Raw genomic sequence first — 20,381 nt, forward strand, 5'->3', positions numbered from 1 at the left:
GCCTCCCAGGGGTGGCCGTGACCGGACGGGGATCAGTCGTACAGGCGTCCCAGCAGGGCGCCCTGGCCGGACTGGAGGATGTGGGCGGCCTCCAGCGGAATCCAGAAGCATTCGAAGTGCGTCGGCTCCTGCTCCCCGTCGTGGTCCTCCTGGCTCATCCACCGCTCCGACGTCGGCTCGGTCAGTTCCAGGTGGAAGACGTGGCGGCGCTGGAGCTCGAACCGGTACGGGCTGATGTCGTACTCGGTCTCGCCGAGCTTCCGCACGACTTTGAAGTCCTTCAGGCCGGTCTCCTCGCGGGCCTCGCGCAGCGCCGCCGCCTCCGGCGTCTCGCCGGCGCGGACGCTGCCGGCCGGAACCTGGATGCCGACTTCCTCGTAGCTGTAATCGGTGTGCCGGAAGACCAGCAGTCTGCCGTCACGTACGACGTAGCAGAGAACCTTTTCCTTGGTGACCCGCTCCGGCATGGGAAAACCCCTCTTCATTCGTTGACTTCAGAAGCTCGTAGGCCTACAGGTATCAACGGAACCGCATGCGGTTATGAGCAGCGCCCGCCGACCACTGGGCAAACGACCTTGAGTCTAGGTCCGGTGACCGAACGTCACGAAGAGCCAAGTGATCCATCAGCAGGGGCGTTGCACTGGGCTCATCGCCTGATGCCCGAGCTGCGGGCTCTATCCCAATGCCAGCACCGTCACGGCCACGGAGGATGGCCTCGTCTCGTGCTCCATTAACACCTCCGAGGGTTCCTCGAGATCCGAAGCGGATTTGACGAGTGGTCGGCACCCCGTCCTCCACACCTTCGCCCTTCGAGCCGCAGTCGTGAACACCGAGCATGCGGACGGAGTGGTTGTCCGCATGGCGCTCGCCCTGGGAGCGGGTTCGGATCGACACCCTTTCGTCGTTCCTGGTTGCGCCGCGCTGGACGCTGAGTGACCCTATGTGCGCGATGACTACGCTGCTCAATGCGATCCGGAAATGGGCAGCCTGAAAGGCGGTGTCATGGGCCAGACCCCGCGGGCGCTTCAACCGTCCATGTCTGAGCGACACTTCTTCGGCGCTGAGTTGCGTCGGCTGCGGGAGCACGCCGGCTTTTCGCAGGCGCGGCTGGGTGCCATGATCCGATTCAGTGCCGACCTGGTGCGTCGAGTCGAGACGGCGGACCGGTTCCCCTCGCGGGACTTCGTCGAGGCATGCGACAAGGCGTTGACGACCGGTGGCGCCTTGATGCGCCTGCTACCGCTGCTCGAAAAAAATCGGGTCAACGCGGGCAAGCTAGCGGCGGCGCCGACGGGCGTCATCACCCTGCTCTCCACTCAGCCGGCGGAGACCTCGGGGTTGGCCGACATGGTCGTCCGGGTTCCGTTCCAGCCAGGTGTCCTTGATCGCGCCGCTCTGGACTGGCTGAACGCTGCCGCGGGACCCCGACTGTCTGCGGCCGGCCGGCCCGGCTCACCTGATCAGGTTCGCGAGGAGGACCTCAGCTCCGCTGAGACCGCTCTGGCGATGTTCCGGCAGCTGGACCACACCCACGGCGCCGGACGAGTCCACGCCCAGGTGCAGCGGTACGTCGAAGGCGAACTAAACCGACTGCTGGCGAACACCCCCGCCTCGGAAGCTATCGGTCGGCGCCTGTACAGGCTGGCGGCGGGCTTCTTCGAACTGTGCGGGTATCAGGCAGTCGACACCGGAGCCCACGGTCTTGCGCAACGCCGCTACTTGCGTGCTCTGCGGCTGACGCAGGCCGCCGACGACCGCCTCTACGGCAGCTACCTGCTCGCCGTGAACATCGGCCACCTGGCGCTGCACTGCGGCCATCCCGAGCCGGCGCTGCGGATGGCGCTCACGGCGGTGAGGGGTGGTGAGACTCAGGCGACGCCTGCCGTGGAAGCCGCGCTACACGCCGTGGTGGCGCGGACGTACGCCCGCCTCGGACGCGAAAGCGACTGCATGGTCCACCTCGATATCGCAGAGAGGCAACTGAATCGCAGCAGCAGGACTGAGGACGAGCCGCTGTGGATCCAGTACTTCGATCCGGCCTATCTCGCCGACGAGCTTGCCCACTGTTTCCATGATCTGGGCCGACCGCAGCAGACCCAACGGCACCTGGGCGATGCCCTTGCCGCGCTGAGTCCCACACATGTCCGCCGACTGGCCATCGACACCGCGCTCCTGGCCTCATCGTTGGCTGCCGCTGGCCGCATCGACGAAGCCTGCGCCGCCGGCCGAGTGGCGGTGGATCACGCCGCGCGGACCACCTCGCACCGCTGCTTAGAGCGCATCGTTGAGGTGCAAGCCGATCTTGAGCCCTACCGGTGTGAGCCGGAGGTCCGTGAGTTCGGCGAGTATGTGCGTTCTCAGTTACCGCTGGCCGCGGTGTAGTCCCCTTAATCGGCAGCCGCAGCCGCCATCACGAAACGGTAGTGCGCGAGTTCCGCTTCCAGCGCCGTGCCCGCCTGGGCCGAGGACGCCACGTAGTGGCCGACGTCGGCAAGAAGCAGCATGTCGTGGGGCACGCCGTGAGCCGTCAGTTGATCGGCGAGTTCCCGCACATCCTCGACCACCGCCACGTCATCGGCGGTGCCGTGGACGAGCAGCACCGGCCGCTGAACGGTTGCGGCACTGACCCGCCCGGCACCGCCTCGCAGCCGTCTGGCGTGCGCGCGCTGGAAGCGGGGCACGGTTTCCGCCCAACGGTCGGGATCCACGATCGCTGACACGGCCGTGGCGGCAGCGAACGGACCGCTCTGCGCCACCGCGTGCAGGGCTGTGTATCCGCCGGCGCTGGCTCCGCGAATGAAGACTTGACCCGGTACGGCTCGTCCTGTTGCGAGCAAGTGGTCCGCCACTGCCGCGCAGTCATCAACGTCGTCGAGGCCCCACCGGCCGTACAGCGCTTCCCGGAAGACCCGGCCGTACCCGGTGCTGCCGAGATAGTCGACGTCCACGACGGCGAACCCCCGACTGGTGAAGAACTGCGCCTGCCAGTCCAAGCGCAGGAGGCACGAGGCGGTAGGCCCAGGATGCGCCCTCACGATCACCGGTGCCCGCCAGTCCGCCGCCGAGGCCGTCGGCGGATAGACCAGAGCAATTACCTCTCGATCACCCGCGACACGAACCCGCAGTTCCGTCGGCGTCGACACTTGCGCCCCGTCGAGTTTGGCGTGCTCCGACCGGGCAAGCACCTCCACCCGAGGGTCGACGGCCGTGAGGTGCACGAGCGCGACCTGTGGGGCCGCGGTCGGCGACGAGCCGATCATTGCCACCGTCGTTCCCTGAACGGCCAGATAGGGCTTGATGGACGTATATGGAAGGTCGACCGGGCGAACAGTGCCGTCAGGGTCGATGACGACGAGGCGGTGCCGCGGCCCGTGCTGCACCGCCACGACGATCCGGCCGTCGTCAAGGAAGTCGTACGACGCGTAGCCCAGCTCCCACGGCTCCGCCGCGCACTCACCCGTGATCGGTGCCACCCGCTTCACCTGGTGACCGTCCCACCGGTAAAGGTTCCACCAGCCGCTGCGGTCTGACACGAAGTACAACGCCCCGTCGGGACCCCACCTCGGCTCCACCGCCGACTCTTCCGAACCGCCGGCGAGCTTTACCGGGTTCCCGACCTGGCCACGCGGCGAGTAGGAGGCGACCCATATCTCACACCTATCCCAGGGCATGTCGGCCTCGCTCCAAGTGGTCCAGGCCAACATGCCTGGACCCGGCCGAGGTGCGCCGAGAAATCCCCGGCATGCTGCGAGAGCCCGTATGTCCGGGACGCCTGTGAGCGACACCGCGGTGAGGTCGTCACCATGCTCTGACTCCCGCACAGCCAGTAACTCGCCGTCGCCGATCGTCAGGTCGCCGAAGGATCCCAGACTGACCAACTCGAGTTCATCGTCGTGAAGACGGCTCCGGTAAAGACCGTCTCCGCCGACGCACCACAACGTCCCGCCAGTGACAGCGAACGCCCCGCCTCCGTATGCGTGAAGGCCGCTGGTGACGTCGAAGCCCTCCGGACTGACGTCTCGCGCACCCTCGCCGGGTCGCCAACATGTCACCGTCGCGACCCCGCCGGCTTCGGGGCGGGTCTCCAACCAGTACAGCGCGCCATCCCCGGAACGCAGCTGGTCATAGCTCACAGAGGCGCGAACCGCGTCCTCCGCCGAGATCGCAGCGATCCTGTCCGCCAGCCTCACGGGTCCTCCTCGAACAACTTCCGTGCGCGACCGGACGACAGCGAGCCTTCGTCGACCGGCCTCCGGGGCGCTGGCGACGGCGCAGCAGAAGTTGTCGTGCCTCCGAGCCGGCGCGAGTGCTCCTCAATCACGGCCGACTCTACGCGCAAGCACTTTGTCCCTGTTGCTGGACGGCGCGGCTCGAACTGCCGCCGGGCCGCTCACGTTCGGGAGCGACAAATTCGATGCGGACAACATCCTTTGTCCGCATTTCCGGTATCGACCACGCCATTCGAATCGAGCGACCATTCGGAGCGTGAAGCAATTCACATGCGGCCCAGCATTGGACGTTTCGCCGCAGCCGACACGAGCCTTTCGGAGGGGTGCAATGCAGCTACAGGATGAATTGACGCGCTACGGCTACCGTCAGGAGTTGGCTCGGAGGCTTCGGTTCCGGGACTTGGTCGCGTACGGGCTGGTGTATATGGTGCCGATCGCGCCGATGGCGATCTTCGGCAGCGTGTACGCCGGCTCCGGTGGGATGGTGGCCTTGGCGTACGCGATCGGCGTGGTGGCGTTGGTGTTCACCGCGTTCTCCTACGCGCAGATGGTCAAGGCGTTCCCCATGAGCGGCAGCGTCTACAACTACGCCGGTCGGGGCATCAGCCCGCCGGTGGGTTTCCTGGCCGGCTGGGTGGTCCTCCTCGATTACGTGCTCGTGCCTGGCCTGCTGTACCTGGTGGCGTCGATGGCGATGCACGCCACGGTCCCGGCGGTGCCGGTGTGGCTGTGGCTGCTCGGGTTCGTGGCGGTCAACACGGTCGTCAACTCGGTCGGGATCCGGTTGACCGCGGTGGTCACTCGGGTCATGCTCGTCGGCGAGTTGATCGTCCTGGCGATCTTCTTGGCCATTGCCGGCTGGGCCCTCGCCTCGGGCAGGGGCCGGTTCAGCTGGGAGGCGTTCTACAACGCCGACACCTTCACCTGGTCGCTCGTCGCGGGCGCGGTGTCGATCGCGGTGCTGTCGTTCCTCGGCTTCGACGGCATCAGCATGCTGGCCGAGGAGACCAAGGGCGGTTCGCGGCAGATCGGCCGCGCTATGGCCGCCGTCCTGATCCTGGCCGGGGTGCTGTTCATCGTCCAGACGTGGCTGGCCGCGATGCTCGTGCCCGACCCGGACGGTCTCCTGGCGAACGGTGACCCGAACGGCACCGCCTTTTACGACGCCGCCGCCGTGGCCGGCGGGAGTTGGCTGGCGACCCTGTGCGCGGTGGCGACGGCCATCGCCTGGGGGTTGCCGAACTCGATGGTCGCGCAGGTCGCCACCTCGCGGCTGCTGTATGCGATGGCCCGCGATCGGCAACTGCCCGCGTTCCTGGCGAAGGTGTCGATCCGCCGCAATGTGCCGATCAACGCCACCCTGCTCACCGGTGCCGTGTCCCTCGCCCTCGGCCTCTACATGGCCACCCGCGCCGACGGGGTCACCCTTCTGTCGTCGCTGATCAACTTCGGGGCGATGGTCGCCTTCCTGGTCCTGCACGTCTCCGTGGTCGTGCACCACCTCATCCGCAGGCGCAGTCGCAACTGGTGGGCACACCTGGTCATGCCCGGGATCGGGTTCGCGATCCTCGCCTTCGTCGTGGTCAACGCGAACATCGCCGCGCAGCGCCTCGGCCTGGCCTGGCTCGCTCTCGGGGTCTTGGTGCTCGCCGGCCTGTACCTGTCTGGCCGCCGGCCGGTGTTGTCGGGTCTGGCGCCCGCGCAGCCGCAAGCACGCGACGTGGAGCGGGTGTGACAGCCATGGACACGATCACCTACCGCCCCGCCCGCGACGAGCTGGCCTACACCTTCGGTGGGCGGATGGCGGTGGCGCATGTCCGCTCCGGAGACGTGCTGCGGGTCTTCACCGAGGATTGCTTCGGCGGCCTCGTGCGCGGCCCGGCGGACCTGCCGTCGCAGGTGTGCCGCATGCCGTACCTGAACCCGGTGTCAGGGCCGTTCTTCGTCGAGGACGCCGAGCCTGGCGACACCCTCGCCATCCACCTCGCCGCGATTACGCCGGCCCGTGACTGGGGTGTGTCATCGACCTTCCCGCACTTCGGGGCGCTGACCTCCACCTCCCACACCGCTACCCTTCAGCCGGCGTTGGAGGAGCGGGTATGGGTGTACGGCATCGACCGGGAAGCCGGGACGGCCCGCTTCCAGGCCACGGGCAGCGACCACAGCGTCGACCTGCCCCTGGATCCGATGATCGGCACGATCGGTGTCGCTCCCGGTGGGTTCGAGGCCCGTTCGACGATCGTGCCGGCCGCCCATGGCGGGAACCTTGACACTCCCGAGCTGCGTGCCGGTGCCACGCTCTATCTGGGGGTGAACGTTCATGGGGCGATGCTGGCCCTCGGTGACGGGCACGCCCGTCAGGGTGAGGGTGAGGCCTGCGGGGTCGGGGTGGAGATCGCCACGACCACCACCCTGATCATCGAGGTCATCAAAGGAACCGCGACGGTGTGGCCCCGGGTGGAGACCGATCGGGAGATCATGTCGATCGGCTGTGCCAGGCCCTTGGAGGACGCCTACCGGATCGCCCACCGCGACCTGGTCGGCTGGACGAGCACGCTTACCGGCCTGGATGAGCTCGACGCCTACCAGCTCGTCTCGCAGGCCGGCAGGGCGCCGATCGGCAACGTGTGCGACCCGAACTACACCGTTCTCGCCGCCGCCGACAAGGCGCTGCTACCGGCCCCGAGCCCCTCCTACGACGGGGTGCACGCCCGGCTGCGGCAGCACGCCGCCGGATTGCGATAGGGGCCGGCGATGACCGCGTCGATTCCTCGACTGCCGCTGCGTGATGAGCTGTTCCTGCTCGGCCATGACGACGACACCGGCCAACCTCACGTTCACCGCCAAGCCCTCGCTCTCGGGATGGCCGGCGCGGTCCTGACCGACCTGTTCCTGGCTGGGCGGATCGCCCTCGACGAGGACGGTCGCCCGGGCGGGCACCAGCGGGTGTGGCTGCACCTGGACCGGCCCGTAGGCGACCTGATCGCCGACACCGCCATCGCCTCTGTCCGCTACGCCAACCCCTCCCCAAGGCTGCGGGGATGGCTGACATGGTTCGCCGACGACTTGTACGAACGCACCCGCGCCGGCCTGCACGCCGGCGGCATTCTGCGTCACACCACCCACCGCCGACTCGGCGGCTTGGCCCGCGCCGACCGCTACCTCGCCACCGACACCAAATGGGCGGTCGTCGCCCGGGCCCGGCTGCGTTACCTCGCCGCCGGTCGGGACCACCCCGACAACCACACCGCCGCCCTCGCCGGCCTCGTCGCCGTCCTCGGCCTGACAGAGCACCTCTACCTCGATGAGGACACCGCCGCTCTCACCGCCCAGCTGCGGGCTATCGCCGAGCAGCACCACCGGCCGGTACGCGACATCACCACGGCCGTTGACGCCGCCGTCGGTGACCTCGCCACCGCCGCCTACCGCTAACTACTCAAGGACAAGGAGGCCGACCTGATGGACGCCGACACGCGCATCCGCGCCGCCCGCTGGGCAGACAAAGACCCCGTCGCCGCGCTGATCGCCGCCGCCCTGCACCCCACCCCGCTGGCCGCATGGCTCATCCCCGACCCGCAACCGCGACGCCGGGTGCTCACCGACGTCCTCGCGATCTGGGTGGAGCACGCCATGTTCTACGGCGACAGCCACGTCACCGACGACCTCACCGCCGCCACCGTCGGGTTCCACCGCTACCGACCCATCCCACCACCGGCCAACTACCGCAGCAGGCTCACGGACGCCGCCGGCCCGCACGCCGACCACTTCGACCAGCTCGACACCCTGCTGTCCGCGTCACGGCCCACCGAACCGCACTACCACCTGGCATTCCTCGCTGTACACCCCGACGCCCAACGAACAGGGCGGGCGACCGCGATGCTCACCCACCACCGCAGCCGACTCGACCGCATCGACCTGCCCTCCTGGACCAACACCACCACCGACGCCCACACCCTGTACACCCACCACGGCTACACCCCACGACCAACGATCAACTTGCCCGACGGGCCGACCCTGCAGCCCATGCGCCGCAACCCCGGCCCGCGCCCCGACACCTGGCCCAGCAACCTCGCCCGCCCTGCCGCACCCCGGCCAGATGGCTCTCAACCCGCCAGCAGCAGGCCGGCGATGCGGTCCCGATAGCAGGAAGTGCCCGCAAGAGTCCCGCCCGGCGACCTGCGGCGTCGTCGTCGCGTTGGGCGACCGCCGCTACCTGGCCGGCTCCCGCCGCGCTGTCCAGGCGGTCGCCCGGCATCCCCGCCCGCCCCTGACGCATCTGTTCGAGGAACAAGCAGCCGATGGCCTACCCCCGCAAGTACTCCCACGACTTCATCGACGCCACCATCCAACAGGTGACCGCCCTACGCGACAGCGGACACCGCGGCCCGATCACCGCCGTCGCCCGCGAGCTCAACCTCGACCGGCGCCTCGTGCAGGAATGGATCAGCAAGACCAGACCCCCAGCACCACGCCGCCGGCCCCACCCGCACCGCCGCCTCCAGCCCTGCCCGCCGAGGACCCGGCACCGCTTCTCCTGTCAGCCGAACTCCTGCACTGCCGCATCTGCGAACACCCCATGACCAACACTCGTGACGGCGGCCGGCTCGTCTACCAGTGCCCAGAAAACTGCCGGCGGCACGGACTCGACGCCGTCGTCGTCGCCGACACCCTCGGTCGGGCGATCCTGCGCCACGTACCCGCCATCGTCACCGCCCCCGGCCATCCCAAGAGCACCAACCTCGCCGCCGTCCACGCTGGCCGGATCCTCGCCCGCGTAACCGCCGGATCCACCGCCACCGACCTGCGTTTCACCTGGTGCGCCGCCCCCGCCCCCACACCCGGCCAGCCAGGTCCTGCCCTCGCCGAACGGCTGCGATCCGCCCGCTCCCTCGCCGCGACCGACCCGCAGCGCGCCCGAGAGACACTGCGCGAAGCCCTCGCCACCGCCGACCCGACCACCGCCGACCCGACACACGCCGACGCCGCCCAGCTCTACGCGGAGCTGCTGATCCGACTCGGCAACCCGGCAGCGGCTATCCGCTGGGCCGGCTCCGCTCACCACAGCCGCGCCCACCTTCACGGACCCTCCGCCCGGTCCACCCTCGCCGCCGTCCACACGCTCGCCACCGCCCACCGGCAGGCTGGACACCACCAGCGCGCCTACCGCGTGTACCGGCACCTCGTCGACCAACTCACCGCCACCGCCGGACCCGACGCGCACCCCACCCTCGCCATCCAGGCCACCCTCGCCCTCGTCCTGCGCGACCTCGGCCACTGCGGCGCCGCCCTACGCCTACTCGCCGACACCATCACCACGCACCTCCGCGCCCACCCCCATCACCCCGCAACCGCCCGCATGCTTCAGCACCTGCACGAGATGTGGCAGCACTGCGCAGACCGCGGACACGAACACGCCGACATCGAGCCCTCCACCGTGGAAGAACAACGGCAGCACGGCCAGGCGGAAGCTCAGATCCTGTTGCGCTCCCGTCGGTCATCTCTCTGACCGCTGACCAGTCGGCACGAGTTCGGCGGGTTCACGACAGGTCGACAGGATCTGTACCGTGTCGATGATGAACAACGAGCCCTCACACGCGACGCCGAGGGCGGTAACTGGCACCCAGCCATGAACGACTCCCGACCCAGGGACCCTTCCGTGATCAGCTCTGCGGTTGGCGTCAACGCCGACCCACCCGGCGCTTGTACGACCGGCGACCCCCTCGGCCAGCGAGGAGATGTCGGAGCGAACCGGGTTCGTGTCCGGGTGCTCGGCCGGCCGGCTATCCTCGGCGTCCCCGCGGAGCAGCACGTCCGCCCCCAAGCTTTGGAGTTCCTCGTCTACCTGGTTGTGCGGGGAGGGTCGGCCTACCAGCACGAGATCCTCGGCGATCTCCTGCCCGAGCCGCCGCACCGCCTCGCGGCGCAGCGGCTGCACACCCACACCTACAACCTGCGCCAGATCTTCCGCTCTATTGGCGGGAACGACACCTACCTGCGGCTGCGGCGACACCACTACACCCTGAACATTGACGCTTTCGACGTCGACTTGTGGGCCATGCGCGAGGCGATAGCCGCCGCGCAACGCGGCGCCGACCCCGCAGCCAGCGTCGCCGCCTTGCGCCGCGCGGTCGCCGCCTACCACGGGCCACTCGCCGCCGACACCGGATACCTCTGGCTCGCCCGGCACCAGCAAGCGGTAGCCCACGAGTTCGTGACCGCAGCCGTGACCCTCGCCGAAGCACTCGCCGACAGGCCCGCCGAAGCCATCGCCGTCCTCGACGTCGCCGCCCGCCAGCACCCGGACAACGCACTCCTCGCTACGGCCGTTGCCAGGATCCGCGATCGGTCAAGCTGACCACCGTCGCCCCAGAGAGCGCCGCTGCCGCGGCTGACCAGAGGTTCCCTACACTCCCAAATCGGCTCCTGTCAGATTCTGCGAACGCCTCAATTTTGTGATCTTGAAGGATTCACCCGAAAGGCTGATGAGCAGAACAGGCCAAGGTGCCCCAAAGGAGACATCGGCGCACCCGCTCTACCGGGACGGGATCTCAGGCAGATCTCGCCTGATGCGGCTCTGTTGGACCCCTTAGAGCAGGGTCGTCCGCTCGGTGCTCATGCCTTGGGCGACGGCCTTGACGAACTCCAGTCGTCCACGGATGGCGGTCTGGAAAGCGAGGGCGGTGGCGGTGGCGAGGGGTTCGGTGTAGCTGATCGATCCCGGTGTCATCTTCGAGGTGATGAACCATCCGGCCTGGTAGATGTTGTCGCCGATGAAGCGGCGCAGCATCTCCTGGTAGCGCTGGTTGTACGTGACTTTATGGAACGCCGGGTCACAGGGGTACAGCATCGTCGGTTCGCGCGGCACGGTCTCGGTCTCTGTGGTCTCGGCCAGGATGAACACGTATCCGAGCCACGGTGGGACCTCGCCGAACGCCTGGTTCTTGGCTTGGGCGGCGTGGGTGTCCGTGGCAGTGCCCAGCGCCTCCTCGAAGCGGTTGTTGATGTTGCGCTGGACGCTCTTGATCTGTGACTTCATCTCGATCGCGGCGACGAGGATGCCTCGGTACTTGACCACGATGTCCCACTGCTTGCGGGCGCGGTAGTAGCCGGGCAGGTACGGCTTGCCGGTATGGATTTCAGCGCTGGGCAGACCCGCTTCGTGGAACTCCTGCGCGACGATGTTGGTCAGGGTGCCCATATGGCCGTTGGCGCGCGCCCCGCCTCCGGCCTTACCTCCGTCTTCCAGTGCTTCGTCCTGCGCGCTGCGCTTGAGCCAGAAGTCTTCCACCGCGTGCTGAATCGCCGCACGATTCATCTGCTGCCCTCCCCAAGGCGCTATATGTCAGTCGAGGTCGAATGTGTCGAGGCCATATGCGGCGACGGCGGCACGGGTCGCGGCCTGCCGGTCGCGCTGACGGAACGCCAGCCGCAGCTGTTCGGCGACCGTGGCATCGATGGCTTCTGGCTCCGGTACGCGGATCTGCTTGAGGTATTGGGCCTGGAATCGTAGTGTGCCGCCGCGCATCCGCACGCAGTACGCCTCGATGAACGCCTGCGCGACTCCGGAGAGTAGCAACCCGCCGAGCACCTCCATGTCCCACAGGTTGGAGACGACGAAGTACAGGTTGTGATGCGGGTAGGAGCCGCCCTGCTCCAGCACAGGATGGATGGTCGTCTTCATGTCCTGCAGCAGCAACTTCGGCCGCGCTGTCAGTTCGTGGTTGACCTTGTCAATCGTCCGGTACCACGTGACCGGCCGCTGCTTGGCTATGAACCGGCCACGCAGCGCGGTGCCGTGCTTGGCGAAGTAGGACCGCAGCCTCGGGTAGGCGTTCAGGTCGACCAGCGACCCATCGGCCTCCCATGGGTTGACCAAATAACGTCCAGACCAGGTGAAGGCGCCGGTGGTAATGTCACGCACCATCGACAGGGGAAGCAGCCTGTCGGGCTCGACCGCCTTTTCGTCAGTGGTGACGAAGACCTGATCCGCGCCGGTGGCCACACCGATACCAACCCGGGTGCCGCCGTCCGGGTCGTGCAGCGGCGAAAAATTGTCCTTCAAGTACTCGATCATCGCCAGCCGGGCCGGCGAACCGGCAGGCCACATCTCATCGCCGGGAAACCAGTGCGGCAGTCGATGCGCGACGTATCCAACGCCCTGAACAGAGTCAATCTCTGACCCTTGGGACCACTTGACCAGCTCTGCCGCCGACGTGGCACCGAATGAGGAGTCGGTGTCAGCAACTACCGCACGGCCCTGCTCGCCTCGGCGCAGCACGCTAATGGCGGGATAGGCCGACACCTGGCTTTCGAAGGCGTCCACGTCGTGCATGGTCCAGACCGCTTCAACCGCGTAGCCGTCGGTCACGAACCGGCGCAGCGCCGCCCCGTACTGATTGCGCATCCACCGGTCCGCGCAGATGAACCCAAGTCGTCCGCCCGGCCGCAGCGTAGTCAGCCCTCGCTGAATGAACCCGACGTACAGGTCCGCGCGCCCAGTCATTGTGCTCCACCGACGTCGATACGCCGCGTTGACCGTCGCCGGCAGGTCCTCGATGCGAACGTAGGGCGGGTTGCCAATCACGACGTCGGCCGGCGTGCCAGCACATTCGTCCAGCAGATAGTCCGCGCGCACAACCCACATCATGGCCAGCTCGGCGGCCTCCGTGGCAGAGCACCCGTCCTCGACCAAGGCCTGCTCCACCATACGGCGGCAGTGCGCGACGTGCTCGGACTGCACATCAAAAGCCCGTACGCAGCCACCCAGGTCATCATAGGCAGCGCCGACCCGGCGCCGGGCCACCAGAAGTCGCTCAACCGCAACAGTGAGAAACGCTCCCGACCCAACGGATGGATCAACGACAGTCAGCCCGGCAAGGTCCGCATCGACCGTGTAGTCGACCATATCTAGCAGCGTGTCCACGATCCAGCGGCGAGTGAAGACCTCGCCGAAAGCGGAACGGTCCTCGAGGCGCGCGAGCTCGGCGGCGGAGCGAGCTTGCTCGAGGTGCAGAGTCGAAGGCACCTCGAGACGATACGCCAACGATCACCGCACATCCGAGGGTCGTCGGGACCTCGCCTCCGTGTTCAGTGGCAGGCAAGACGTCACGCATTCGCATCACCACTCGCCGAAGCTACGATATGTGCCGACTCGGTGACGCAGTGTAGGCGGTGCCGTGGCTGGACCTAGGTAGCGGCGCGGCGGACTGGAAGACAGCCTCCGCGATTCTCGTCGCCAGCGGCAGATAGCAGTCGACCTGTTCTCGGCCGTCAGACTAAGCTCAACGATTCGTGACAGCGACTCCCCCTGCGGAAGATCCGGTTATCGCTCTTCGGCGCCCCGAAGTCCTCCAAGAAGGCGTGCCGGACCACATCGATGGTCCCCTCAGGGATTGGCTAGCGCGTCAGCTCACGACTGGCGACGGTAACTTCGACGAGCGCACGGCGCAGTTGGTTTGCCTTGAGGCAGAACTACTTCCGCATGGCAAATGGTATGAAAAGGGCCGGTATCATTACGGGGTCAGATTCGCCCCCCAGGAGAAGGTCCTTCGGGCGGTCAACGCGTACCTCAAGGTCACGAAGGATCGGCGGGTCAGCTTCGACCTTGCCGGGTTGGAACAGATCCTTACCCGGGGCGGGTCGGCGTACCGCGTTGACGTCGAGGGTCGCTGCCTCGTGCGGCGCGTGGATCCTTCCGCTCAAGCCCTCAAGGATCTGGCGGTGACGAATGCGGACCTAACCGCCAGCGCCCTTCTTCAGCAGGCGTGGGAGGCATGCTATGGCCTCGCACCATCGCCGGACGCTACCTACGGGCTAGTGGTCAAGGCTGTCGAGCAGGTGATCTGTCCGCTCGTGAGTCCGGCCAACCCGCAACCGACCCTGTTCAAGAGCCGCGACACGCTCCTGAAGGACTCGTCGGCCTGGGAGATGGCGGTCCCGGACCCGAAGCCGCGCAAAACAGGAGACCCGACGCCGCCGACATCGGCAGAGCGAATCATCGCCCTCGTAGACCTGCTGTGTTCAGGGCACATCTCGCGGCATTCCGGGTCCCCGGACTTCCGCGCACAGACGCAGGAAGAAGCCGAAACGGCATTGACCCTCGGGATCACGATCGTGCAGTTGGTGACGGCTCGGTCGTTCCGGCGGCGATAGCACCTCCCGCCTTCAACAATCAGCCGACGCGAGGAGACGGTTGACTGGCCGCGCCTGGGGTCGCGACGCTGAACTGGCGGGCGTCGGGCGGGCATCGCATCGTGGACAGCCCCGGCCGCTCCAGTGTCGACCCCCTCGACAGGAGGGCCGGGGCCGGAGGAACCAGGACTCGCACGAGGTGCGCCACGAGACGCGGTCTGTCGGTGCCCTGTCGTAACGTCTTCGTCATGAGTGACGAGACGGAACGAAGTCTGAAGAAGGCCCGCGTGCGGGCGTCGCAGGTGGCCGCTCAGGTAGAGGATCGGAAGCGGGAGTTCCTGGACGCCATCGCCCGCGACCTTCCCGTTCGAGTGGAGAAGCTGGCCAAAAGCACCGCCCACGCCCAGCCTGAGGTCACCAAGGCGCTGGGGAAGGACGGCCTGAAGAAGCTGCGGGATGAGCTGCGTGGTCAGGCTACTGAGCTGGCGACGGAGGTCCGAGGCGCGGCCGGGCAGATCAAGTGGCCGCAGGCATCCAAGTACTCCCCGGTCACCAGCAGGGACCTGCATTCGGCGCTCTTCAACTTCCTGTACCGGCGGTGCGACAGCCTCGCGGCGATCTTCAAGCGGCACGGCTTCGACGTTCACGACGACAACTCTCGACATGCGCAGGGCCTCATCACGCCCCAGAGCCACTTGTACAGCGAGACCGAGCAGGAGGCCGAGTTCACGGCCCTGGCGGAGGCACTGACCGCCCTCTTCCCAGAGGAGCAATCGGTCACGAAGGCGCAGGCCGCTCACGACCAGGAGGTGGTCGACTCCCTGTGGGAGGACGAATAAGGTGAGACTTTCTGCAGTGCCGTTTGCGCCGGCCCGCGACTTCGTTGTGAAGACGAGTTGGCTACTGACGCGCCATCGCGAGCGCGTCTTGGATCGTGATCCGGTACTCGTGCACGAGGGACTTTATCCCTGGTGGCAACGCGAGCAGACGTAGGCGTTTACTGATGTGAGGTTGCTTGGCGCCCAGCCGCTTTGCGAGGTCTCGTTGGTTGATGCCACTCCACTCGTGAGCCAGGACATCGAGTGCCTCGGCCTCCTCCACCGGAGTGAGGCCTCCTATCAGGTAGTGCTCTTTGAGTCGGAGTTCCAGATCGTCGTGTAGTTCGCGGACCAGCGCCTCGACCTGATCGGCACCCGCGTCGGCGGCAGCCCAGTAGCGCTGGTGACCTTCGATCACCTCGAGACTGCGCCATGAGCGTTGCGGCGATCTGGCCAGGATGAGACGGTCCCGTCCGCGTAGTCGGTGGTCCTTGCCTGGCGGAGTGATCACATCGAGGCGCACCCTCGTGAACTGCAACGGCATGAGGCCGTTATACCGCCGACTCACACCGGTGCGCCAGGCCGGGTTGAGGAGCGGGCGGTGGCGGAGTAGTGGCCGTTGGCACCGAGGCGGAGGCCGCGGCGGGCAGCGCAGACACCTCTACGGAAGTCGTACAGCCTTCCAGTCGGGGTAACCATCCCAGCGAACCCACAGTTCGTTCGGCTTCGGAGCGCCCCACATTGGGATGAGGATGATCTCGATCGAGGCTTCCGGCGCTACCTCGGCGGCCTCTGTCGTGCCCCTGACAACGCACTCGATCCGCGTCTGATCAATCGTCAGGTCGCGGGCGGTGCCGGTGCCGATGTTGCGAAGGACGTAGGTGCTTTTCGATCGATGATCGATCCACCAGGCGACGTAGGGTGCTTCCTGGCTGAGGGCTTCCTGGATGCGATCAACTTCGGTCGAGATGCCGGTCGTGTGTGCCTGGTGCTCGGTCAACTCCAGCGCTCTCCTCGCGATGGCAACCTGCTCTTCCGCTGCGGCGGCTTGCCGCACACCGGCCTGAGCCGAGGTCTGAGCGGCTCGCGCGGCGGTCCTGGAGGACGCCGCAGAATGGATGGCGACGCCTAGGCTGACCAATGAGGTGCCGATCGCAGCCCAGGCGGGGGCGTCGTCCCGGCCGATACCTTCGCGGGTGACCATGATGATGCCCACGGAGGTCAGGGCTACGAGGACGCTGGCGGTCATCCATAGGGCGAGCCGAAGCGCGATCCAATCGAGGAGTTTCGCGGCGATCTCGGCCGCTGTTCCCCAACTGGTGCCATCTCGCGATGTCACGGGACTGGTACCGCCACCAACTCGTCCTGGCCGCCCCAGGCTACCCAGAGCTGGGTGAGCTCATCATCACCAGCGGTGAGCGGCGTCCCTGGCGTGCCGGTTGGCTCGGATAGCGACACAAACGGCTCCGGCTGAGACTAGGAGCGCCGCCCAGGCAGGGACGTCGCCCAAGTCGATCTGCATGGTCCGAGGGTATCCGGGCTCGTAACTCTCGCTGAGTTAGGGAGCGACGTCAGATCGTGCCTCGGACGTACCGTTGGTCTTCTGCGGTACTGGGATCAGCGGACCGCCGCGGTCGGCTGGCCCCTACGTTCGAGCGCCAGGCGCAGATCTTCGAGTAGTCCCCAGAACAGCGGGTCGTACCCCGTCTTCGTCTCGTTCACAGCGCCGACCTTTGCCAGCTCCATGGCCAGACGATCCTTGCCGTCCCCGTGCATACGACTGTGTGCGTACGCCCTCCAGACGGGCAGCTCGCTCGGGGGAAGCATCGCGAGGCGCACCTGCGCGATCTGGCGAAGCTTGGACATCCGCATGTCGCTGCCCGTGGCGGTGGCGATGCTGTCCAGCAGGTCCCGGTGTACCTGTAGCTCGAAAGCAGCCCGCCGTTCGCGGATTAGTGCGCTGTCGGCGCGCTCGCCCTGTCGCCTCGTCAGGTTGATGGCGAAAACTGCGAGGCCGAGGGCCGCGATGGCCGCCAGGGTGGCGGTCGTATCGAGTACCAGGGCGGCCCAGTCGAACCAGGTTGAATCATCGGTAGGCACGGCCACCGATCGTTGCATCTAGCGTCAAGTCCACAGTGAAGACGCGCTCTGCGTCTCGGGCGAGACGCTATCGGTGGTGGACCACTACGTTCCTGCCATGGACTGGACGAATGTGGTCTCGGTGGGAATCTCCGTGCTAGCGCTCGGTGTCTCGGCGTGGGGCGTGCGGCACGCGAAGGTATCTGCGGAAGCGGCGCGGCGGTCGGCTGACGCTTCGGAGCGCTCAGCTGAGGCCGCCGAGCGGCAGGCCGCCGCGGCGGAGGCTGCGCTGCCTCCACCGCCCCCGCCGGTGGTGTGGCACGTGGCCCGCAAGGGCGGGCCGAACAGCTACCTGCTGCGTAACGTGGGCACGGAGTCGGCTGCGTCGGTCGAGATTGACGGCGACGGCGGGCTGGTTCGACTGACTGAGCATCAGACGTCGGAGGCGTCGCGGTTGAGTCCGGGCCAGTCGGTTGGATTCTGGGTGGTCACCGCAGACCAACTGCCGGAGGTGAGCGAGATCCGGGTCCGTTGGGCGGGCAGCGGCGGCTGGGTAGTCGTGCCGCTGCCGTAACGTCAGTGGCGACGGTGATCAAGGTGTCGGAGGGCAGCCAGCTCATCCAGCTTCGCGAGCTGGTCGGCGGAGCGGATCTCGATCAGGCGGTCGTCGATCGCGTCAACTACTGATGCGCGGGCGGCGACCTGCCGTTCGTGGTGTTCCTGCCAGTCGCTGATCATGGTTCTCCTCCGAGGTTGTCGTCGGTGTCGGTGTCGGTGTTCGTGGGTTCGGTGGCGATGAGGCGTCGTACGTGACGTGGTGACACGCCGGCAGCGGAGGCGACTTCGATCAGGCTCGCGTCGGGGCGTTCGGCGCGTAGCCGGGCCACGATGTCCACCGTCCGCTCGCCGGTGAGTCGCCGCCGGACCAATGACGGGCGGGCTGTGCGTCGTGCTGGTCTTGCCGCAGCCTGGCCGGGCGCGGTCTCGTTAGCGGCCAGATCCGGCTCGCTCGGTTCCGGCTGGCTGGTCTCTGGTGGTGGCGGTTTCGCATTGCCGACTTCGGTGACCACTCGTTGGTCAGTGGCATGGCCGGCCTCGCCGGATGGAGCATCCGGGTGAGTCATCGACTCCGAGGCGGGGTTGGACTTGGTGAGCATCTCGACGACTAGCAGCAGCGCTACCGCCGGCCACGCTGCCACGGTTCGTGCGCCGAGGCTGGGCTGAGCGGCGGCGATGTTCGCCGCCACGCTGGCCGCCACCCCCGCCGCGAACGCCACTCGGGCTGACCAGCGCACCTTCCGGCCGCCGCGTTTGTCCTCCATCATCGCCGCGGAGGCGACAACGAGCATCCCGTCGACCGACAACGGCAGCACGAACGCCACCTCGGGACGCTCACCGAACCTCAACGCCACGGCGACCATATGGCTCCAGGACGACCAGGCGGCGATTCCGGCCACAGCTACCGTACTCACGTCCCGGGCGATTCGGGTCGGTGTCATTGGTTTATCTCCGGACCGAGCCGGTGCTCGATGGCCTGGACCTCGCCGGGGTCGACCGCTGGACGTCCATCGATGTTCAGCCGCGTCTGGACATCGGTCCAACGCCGCCAACACCGAAGCACCTCGTTGACGTCGAGGCCGGTTGCGTCGGCGATGTCCGCCAAGTCCGCCCCGCCTCGGAAGGCGGCGTGCATCATCGAGGGCTGCCAGCGAGTCCACCAGGACACCACTGCGGCGGACAATGCCAGTTCCGTCAGCGCATCGCCGCGACCGGATGCCGCCGTCCGAGCGACGGCATAGTCGTGAAGATCAAGCAGGAGCTTGAACGGGTTGATGTCCTCTGCATCGGCGAACCGCACCGGCGACTCGACCGGCCGAGTCGGAGTCATCGGACACCGCCCGATGCCCGTGAGCTGGGCAAAGTCAGCGGTAAGGGATCACCGGCGATCGTGGCGGTGTGGTTCGCATGGTGGTACCTCCGGCCCACCAGGTTGATCTTCGTGCGAACCAGCTGGCCCGCGCGCGTCGCGACGCTCTGGGCGGCTGCTCGACGCGGACTGCGGCTGGCCAGGAATCCGTTGCCGAATGTACTAGCGTCGAGGGAGTGAGGGACCGCGCTGCGAGGTATGAGCCACTGACGGTCGCACGCCTGGGTGCTCTGCTCGTTGGATCCGACGAGACCCGACGGTGGCGGCTGGTGGCGGAGTTCCTTGAGGAGTATCGATGGGAACCAGCCGAGATGCGCGCCGATCTGCTGGACCAGGAACCAACGGGTACCGGCGACGAGCACTGGGACGTATTCCTCGCGGCATTAGCGGAGCACTTGGCGGCCAAGGACGGGCGGGGTGCGCCGCCGTGGGTCGAGACGCGGTCGCTCCGGCGGTTCTGGTTCCCCTTCAACACCCGTGCCGCCCGGGTCGACGCGGTGGTACACGCGCCAGCAGCATTTCGTCGTCGGGGCGTGTACGTATCGGCGCAGGAGTTGAACGTCGCATGAGCCTTGATGATCCACTGTTGGACCGCGCGGCGATCGAGGATGCCTTCCGCCGACTCGGGGACCGACTGTCGAGGCGAGGTGTGGTCGCCGACCTCTACATCTTCGGCGGAGCGGCCATGGCGTTGGCCTACGACGCCCGCCGGGCTACTCGGGACATCGACGCGGTGTTCCAACCCCATGGCATTGTGCTCGACGAGGCTCGGGCGGTAGCGGATGAGCTCGGCCTGCCGCACTGGTGGCTCAACGAGCAGGCGAGCGCCTATGTCGCTCCGGGAGGCGACGCGACGGCTCCGCGCGTCTTCGACCACCCCGGCCTGCGGGTGGCGGCGGCGTCTCCGGAACACCTGCTGGCCATGAAGGTGCTTGCCGCACGACGGCGGGACGCCGAGGACATCCACTTCCTGGTTGACCACCTCGGGCTGACCAGCGCGGAGCAGGTCCTCGCTCTGTGCGCGGAAATCTTCCCGGAGGAGGAGATCCCGGGCCGGGCGAGACTCGTGCTCGACGACGTCTTCGAGGACTCGTAGCTCCGTCATGGGCTTCCAACGCCCTACGGGAACTTCGCAAACGCAGCGGCAACGGCTCACCGGCGATCGTGGCGGCGTGGTTCGCCTGGTGGTACCTCCGG

The 20,381-nt window shown here is 67.3% G+C and carries 22 protein-coding genes; 12 read left to right on the top strand and 10 right to left on the bottom strand.

The annotated features are described in order from the left end of the window. Window positions 1–32 precede the first annotated feature (32 nt). Window positions 33–467 (bottom strand): NUDIX domain-containing protein, encoded by a 435-nt coding sequence (locus ACFY3U_RS03780; RefSeq protein WP_387194371.1) that lies wholly within the window; start codon window positions 465–467, stop codon window positions 33–35. A gap of 535 nt (window positions 468–1,002) precedes the next feature. On the opposite strand from ACFY3U_RS03780, the gene ACFY3U_RS03785 reads away from it, so the two are divergent. Then, window positions 1,003–2,382 carry a helix-turn-helix domain-containing protein gene (locus ACFY3U_RS03785; RefSeq protein WP_387195929.1) on the top strand — a complete coding sequence of 460 codons (1,380 nt, stop codon included), beginning with the start codon at window positions 1,003–1,005 and terminating at the stop codon, window positions 2,380–2,382. Between the two features lie 5 nt (window positions 2,383–2,387). Here ACFY3U_RS03785 and ACFY3U_RS03790 read toward each other — a convergent pair whose 3' ends face one another. Next, window positions 2,388–4,190 carry a S9 family peptidase gene (locus ACFY3U_RS03790; protein WP_387194374.1) on the bottom strand — a complete coding sequence of 601 codons (1,803 nt, stop codon included), beginning with the start codon at window positions 4,188–4,190 and terminating at the stop codon, window positions 2,388–2,390. Between the two features lie 367 nt (window positions 4,191–4,557). Here ACFY3U_RS03790 and ACFY3U_RS03795 point away from each other — a divergent pair, with 367 nt between their 5' ends. From ACFY3U_RS03795 to ACFY3U_RS03820, 6 genes are all read left to right on the top strand, one after another. Beyond that, complete coding sequence (locus ACFY3U_RS03795) at window positions 4,558–5,964, top strand: APC family permease (protein ID WP_387195932.1); 1,407 nt, start codon at window positions 4,558–4,560, stop codon at window positions 5,962–5,964. After that, the gene (locus ACFY3U_RS03800) at window positions 5,961–6,974 is read left to right on the top strand and encodes an acetamidase/formamidase family protein (RefSeq protein WP_387194377.1); all 1,014 of its coding nucleotides are present in this window, start codon (window positions 5,961–5,963) and stop codon (window positions 6,972–6,974) included. The genes ACFY3U_RS03795 and ACFY3U_RS03800 overlap by 4 nt, the downstream gene beginning before the upstream one ends. Window positions 6,975–6,983: 9 nt before the next feature. Continuing rightward, window positions 6,984–7,661 (top strand): GPP34 family phosphoprotein, encoded by a 678-nt coding sequence (locus tag ACFY3U_RS03805; RefSeq protein ID WP_387194380.1) that lies wholly within the window; start codon window positions 6,984–6,986, stop codon window positions 7,659–7,661. Between the two features lie 27 nt (window positions 7,662–7,688). Further along, window positions 7,689–8,372: a GNAT family N-acetyltransferase gene (locus ACFY3U_RS03810; protein ID WP_387194383.1), complete on the top strand. Its 684-nt coding sequence runs from the start codon at window positions 7,689–7,691 to the stop codon at window positions 8,370–8,372. A 433-nt stretch (window positions 8,373–8,805) separates the two neighbouring features. Next, window positions 8,806–9,735 carry a tetratricopeptide repeat protein gene (locus ACFY3U_RS03815; protein ID WP_387194386.1) on the top strand — a complete coding sequence of 310 codons (930 nt, stop codon included), beginning with the start codon at window positions 8,806–8,808 and terminating at the stop codon, window positions 9,733–9,735. Window positions 9,736–9,885: 150 nt separating this feature from the next. Beyond that, window positions 9,886–10,584 carry a hypothetical protein gene (locus tag ACFY3U_RS03820; protein ID WP_387194389.1) on the top strand — a complete coding sequence of 233 codons (699 nt, stop codon included), beginning with the start codon at window positions 9,886–9,888 and terminating at the stop codon, window positions 10,582–10,584. Between the two features lie 231 nt (window positions 10,585–10,815). On the opposite strand, the gene ACFY3U_RS03825 is transcribed toward ACFY3U_RS03820, so the two are convergent. Continuing rightward, window positions 10,816–11,544 carry a PaeR7I family type II restriction endonuclease gene (locus ACFY3U_RS03825; protein ID WP_387194392.1) on the bottom strand — a complete coding sequence of 243 codons (729 nt, stop codon included), beginning with the start codon at window positions 11,542–11,544 and terminating at the stop codon, window positions 10,816–10,818. Between the two features lie 27 nt (window positions 11,545–11,571). Beyond that, the gene (locus ACFY3U_RS03830) at window positions 11,572–13,254 is read right to left on the bottom strand and encodes a class I SAM-dependent DNA methyltransferase (protein ID WP_387194395.1); all 1,683 of its coding nucleotides are present in this window, start codon (window positions 13,252–13,254) and stop codon (window positions 11,572–11,574) included. Between the two features lie 266 nt (window positions 13,255–13,520). Between ACFY3U_RS03830 and ACFY3U_RS03835 the strand changes: the two genes are divergently transcribed. Further along, a complete protein-coding gene (locus tag ACFY3U_RS03835; protein WP_387194398.1) occupies window positions 13,521–14,381 on the top strand; it encodes a hypothetical protein in 861 nt (286 codons plus the stop codon). A gap of 227 nt (window positions 14,382–14,608) precedes the next feature. Next, window positions 14,609–15,199, top strand: a complete 591-nt coding sequence (locus tag ACFY3U_RS03840; protein WP_387194401.1) for a hypothetical protein — start codon at window positions 14,609–14,611, stop codon at window positions 15,197–15,199. A 61-nt stretch (window positions 15,200–15,260) separates the two neighbouring features. Here the strand turns inward: ACFY3U_RS03840 and ACFY3U_RS03845 are convergent, their stop codons facing one another. The 3 genes from ACFY3U_RS03845 to ACFY3U_RS03855 all read right to left on the bottom strand — a co-directional run bounded on the left by ACFY3U_RS03845 (window position 15,261) and on the right by ACFY3U_RS03855 (window position 17,278). Continuing rightward, window positions 15,261–15,722, bottom strand: coding sequence for a ParB/RepB/Spo0J family partition protein (locus tag ACFY3U_RS03845; protein WP_387194404.1), 462 nt, complete (start codon window positions 15,720–15,722; stop codon window positions 15,261–15,263). A gap of 117 nt (window positions 15,723–15,839) precedes the next feature. Then, window positions 15,840–16,394 (bottom strand): hypothetical protein, encoded by a 555-nt coding sequence (locus tag ACFY3U_RS03850; protein ID WP_387194407.1) that lies wholly within the window; start codon window positions 16,392–16,394, stop codon window positions 15,840–15,842. A 401-nt stretch (window positions 16,395–16,795) separates the two neighbouring features. Beyond that, complete coding sequence (locus ACFY3U_RS03855; protein WP_387194410.1) at window positions 16,796–17,278, bottom strand: hypothetical protein; 483 nt, start codon at window positions 17,276–17,278, stop codon at window positions 16,796–16,798. Between the two features lie 97 nt (window positions 17,279–17,375). Here ACFY3U_RS03855 and ACFY3U_RS03860 point away from each other — a divergent pair, with 97 nt between their 5' ends. After that, window positions 17,376–17,831, top strand: a complete 456-nt coding sequence (locus ACFY3U_RS03860) for a hypothetical protein (RefSeq protein WP_387194413.1) — start codon at window positions 17,376–17,378, stop codon at window positions 17,829–17,831. A gap of 2 nt (window positions 17,832–17,833) precedes the next feature. Here the strand turns inward: ACFY3U_RS03860 and ACFY3U_RS03865 are convergent, their stop codons facing one another. The 3 genes from ACFY3U_RS03865 to ACFY3U_RS03875 are packed head-to-tail and all read right to left on the bottom strand — an operon-like array spanning window position 17,834 to window position 19,145. Then, window positions 17,834–17,995 (bottom strand): hypothetical protein, encoded by a 162-nt coding sequence (locus ACFY3U_RS03865; protein WP_387194415.1) that lies wholly within the window; start codon window positions 17,993–17,995, stop codon window positions 17,834–17,836. Continuing rightward, entirely contained in the window at window positions 17,992–18,756 is a 765-nt protein-coding gene (locus tag ACFY3U_RS03870) for a DUF2637 domain-containing protein (RefSeq protein WP_387194418.1), read from the bottom strand. Before ACFY3U_RS03870 ends, ACFY3U_RS03865 begins: the two co-directional genes overlap by 4 nt. Further along, window positions 18,753–19,145 carry a hypothetical protein gene (locus tag ACFY3U_RS03875; RefSeq protein WP_387194421.1) on the bottom strand — a complete coding sequence of 131 codons (393 nt, stop codon included), beginning with the start codon at window positions 19,143–19,145 and terminating at the stop codon, window positions 18,753–18,755. Before ACFY3U_RS03875 ends, ACFY3U_RS03870 begins: the two co-directional genes overlap by 4 nt. A 308-nt stretch (window positions 19,146–19,453) precedes the next feature. On the opposite strand from ACFY3U_RS03875, the gene ACFY3U_RS03880 reads away from it, so the two are divergent. After that, entirely contained in the window at window positions 19,454–19,753 is a 300-nt protein-coding gene (locus tag ACFY3U_RS03880; protein WP_387194424.1) for a hypothetical protein, read from the top strand. Beyond that, window positions 19,750–20,280, top strand: a complete 531-nt coding sequence (locus tag ACFY3U_RS03885) for a DUF6036 family nucleotidyltransferase (RefSeq protein ID WP_387194427.1) — start codon at window positions 19,750–19,752, stop codon at window positions 20,278–20,280. Before ACFY3U_RS03880 ends, ACFY3U_RS03885 begins: the two co-directional genes overlap by 4 nt. The last annotated feature ends 101 nt before the right edge of the window (window positions 20,281–20,381 follow it).

Origin of the sequence: Micromonospora sp. NPDC000089 (assembly GCF_042899365.1) — a bacterium.
Taxonomy (GTDB): Bacteria; Actinomycetota; Actinomycetes; order Mycobacteriales; family Micromonosporaceae; genus Micromonospora.

Excerpts from the sequence above, each read along its gene's own strand:
- ACFY3U_RS03780 (WP_387194371.1), bottom strand. The coding sequence starts at position 467 with ATGCCGGAGCGGGTCACCAAGGAAAAGGTTCTCTGCTACGTCGTACGT.
- ACFY3U_RS03785 (WP_387195929.1), top strand. The coding sequence starts at position 1,003 with ATGGGCCAGACCCCGCGGGCGCTTCAACCGTCCATGTCTGAGCGACAC.
- ACFY3U_RS03795 (WP_387195932.1), top strand. The coding sequence starts at position 4,558 with ATGCAGCTACAGGATGAATTGACGCGCTACGGCTACCGTCAGGAGTTG.
- ACFY3U_RS03805 (WP_387194380.1), top strand. The coding sequence starts at position 6,984 with ATGACCGCGTCGATTCCTCGACTGCCGCTGCGTGATGAGCTGTTCCTG.
- ACFY3U_RS03810 (WP_387194383.1), top strand. The coding sequence starts at position 7,689 with ATGGACGCCGACACGCGCATCCGCGCCGCCCGCTGGGCAGACAAAGAC.
- ACFY3U_RS03815 (WP_387194386.1), top strand. The coding sequence starts at position 8,806 with ATGACCAACACTCGTGACGGCGGCCGGCTCGTCTACCAGTGCCCAGAA.
- ACFY3U_RS03825 (WP_387194392.1), bottom strand. The coding sequence starts at position 11,544 with ATGAATCGTGCGGCGATTCAGCACGCGGTGGAAGACTTCTGGCTCAAG.
- ACFY3U_RS03840 (WP_387194401.1), top strand. The coding sequence starts at position 14,609 with ATGAGTGACGAGACGGAACGAAGTCTGAAGAAGGCCCGCGTGCGGGCG.
- ACFY3U_RS03845 (WP_387194404.1), bottom strand. The coding sequence starts at position 15,722 with ATGCCGTTGCAGTTCACGAGGGTGCGCCTCGATGTGATCACTCCGCCA.
- ACFY3U_RS03860 (WP_387194413.1), top strand. The coding sequence starts at position 17,376 with ATGGACTGGACGAATGTGGTCTCGGTGGGAATCTCCGTGCTAGCGCTC.
- ACFY3U_RS03865 (WP_387194415.1), bottom strand. The coding sequence starts at position 17,995 with ATGATCAGCGACTGGCAGGAACACCACGAACGGCAGGTCGCCGCCCGC.
- ACFY3U_RS03870 (WP_387194418.1), bottom strand. The coding sequence starts at position 18,756 with ATGACACCGACCCGAATCGCCCGGGACGTGAGTACGGTAGCTGTGGCC.
- ACFY3U_RS03875 (WP_387194421.1), bottom strand. The coding sequence starts at position 19,145 with ATGACTCCGACTCGGCCGGTCGAGTCGCCGGTGCGGTTCGCCGATGCA.
- ACFY3U_RS03885 (WP_387194427.1), top strand. The coding sequence starts at position 19,750 with ATGAGCCTTGATGATCCACTGTTGGACCGCGCGGCGATCGAGGATGCC.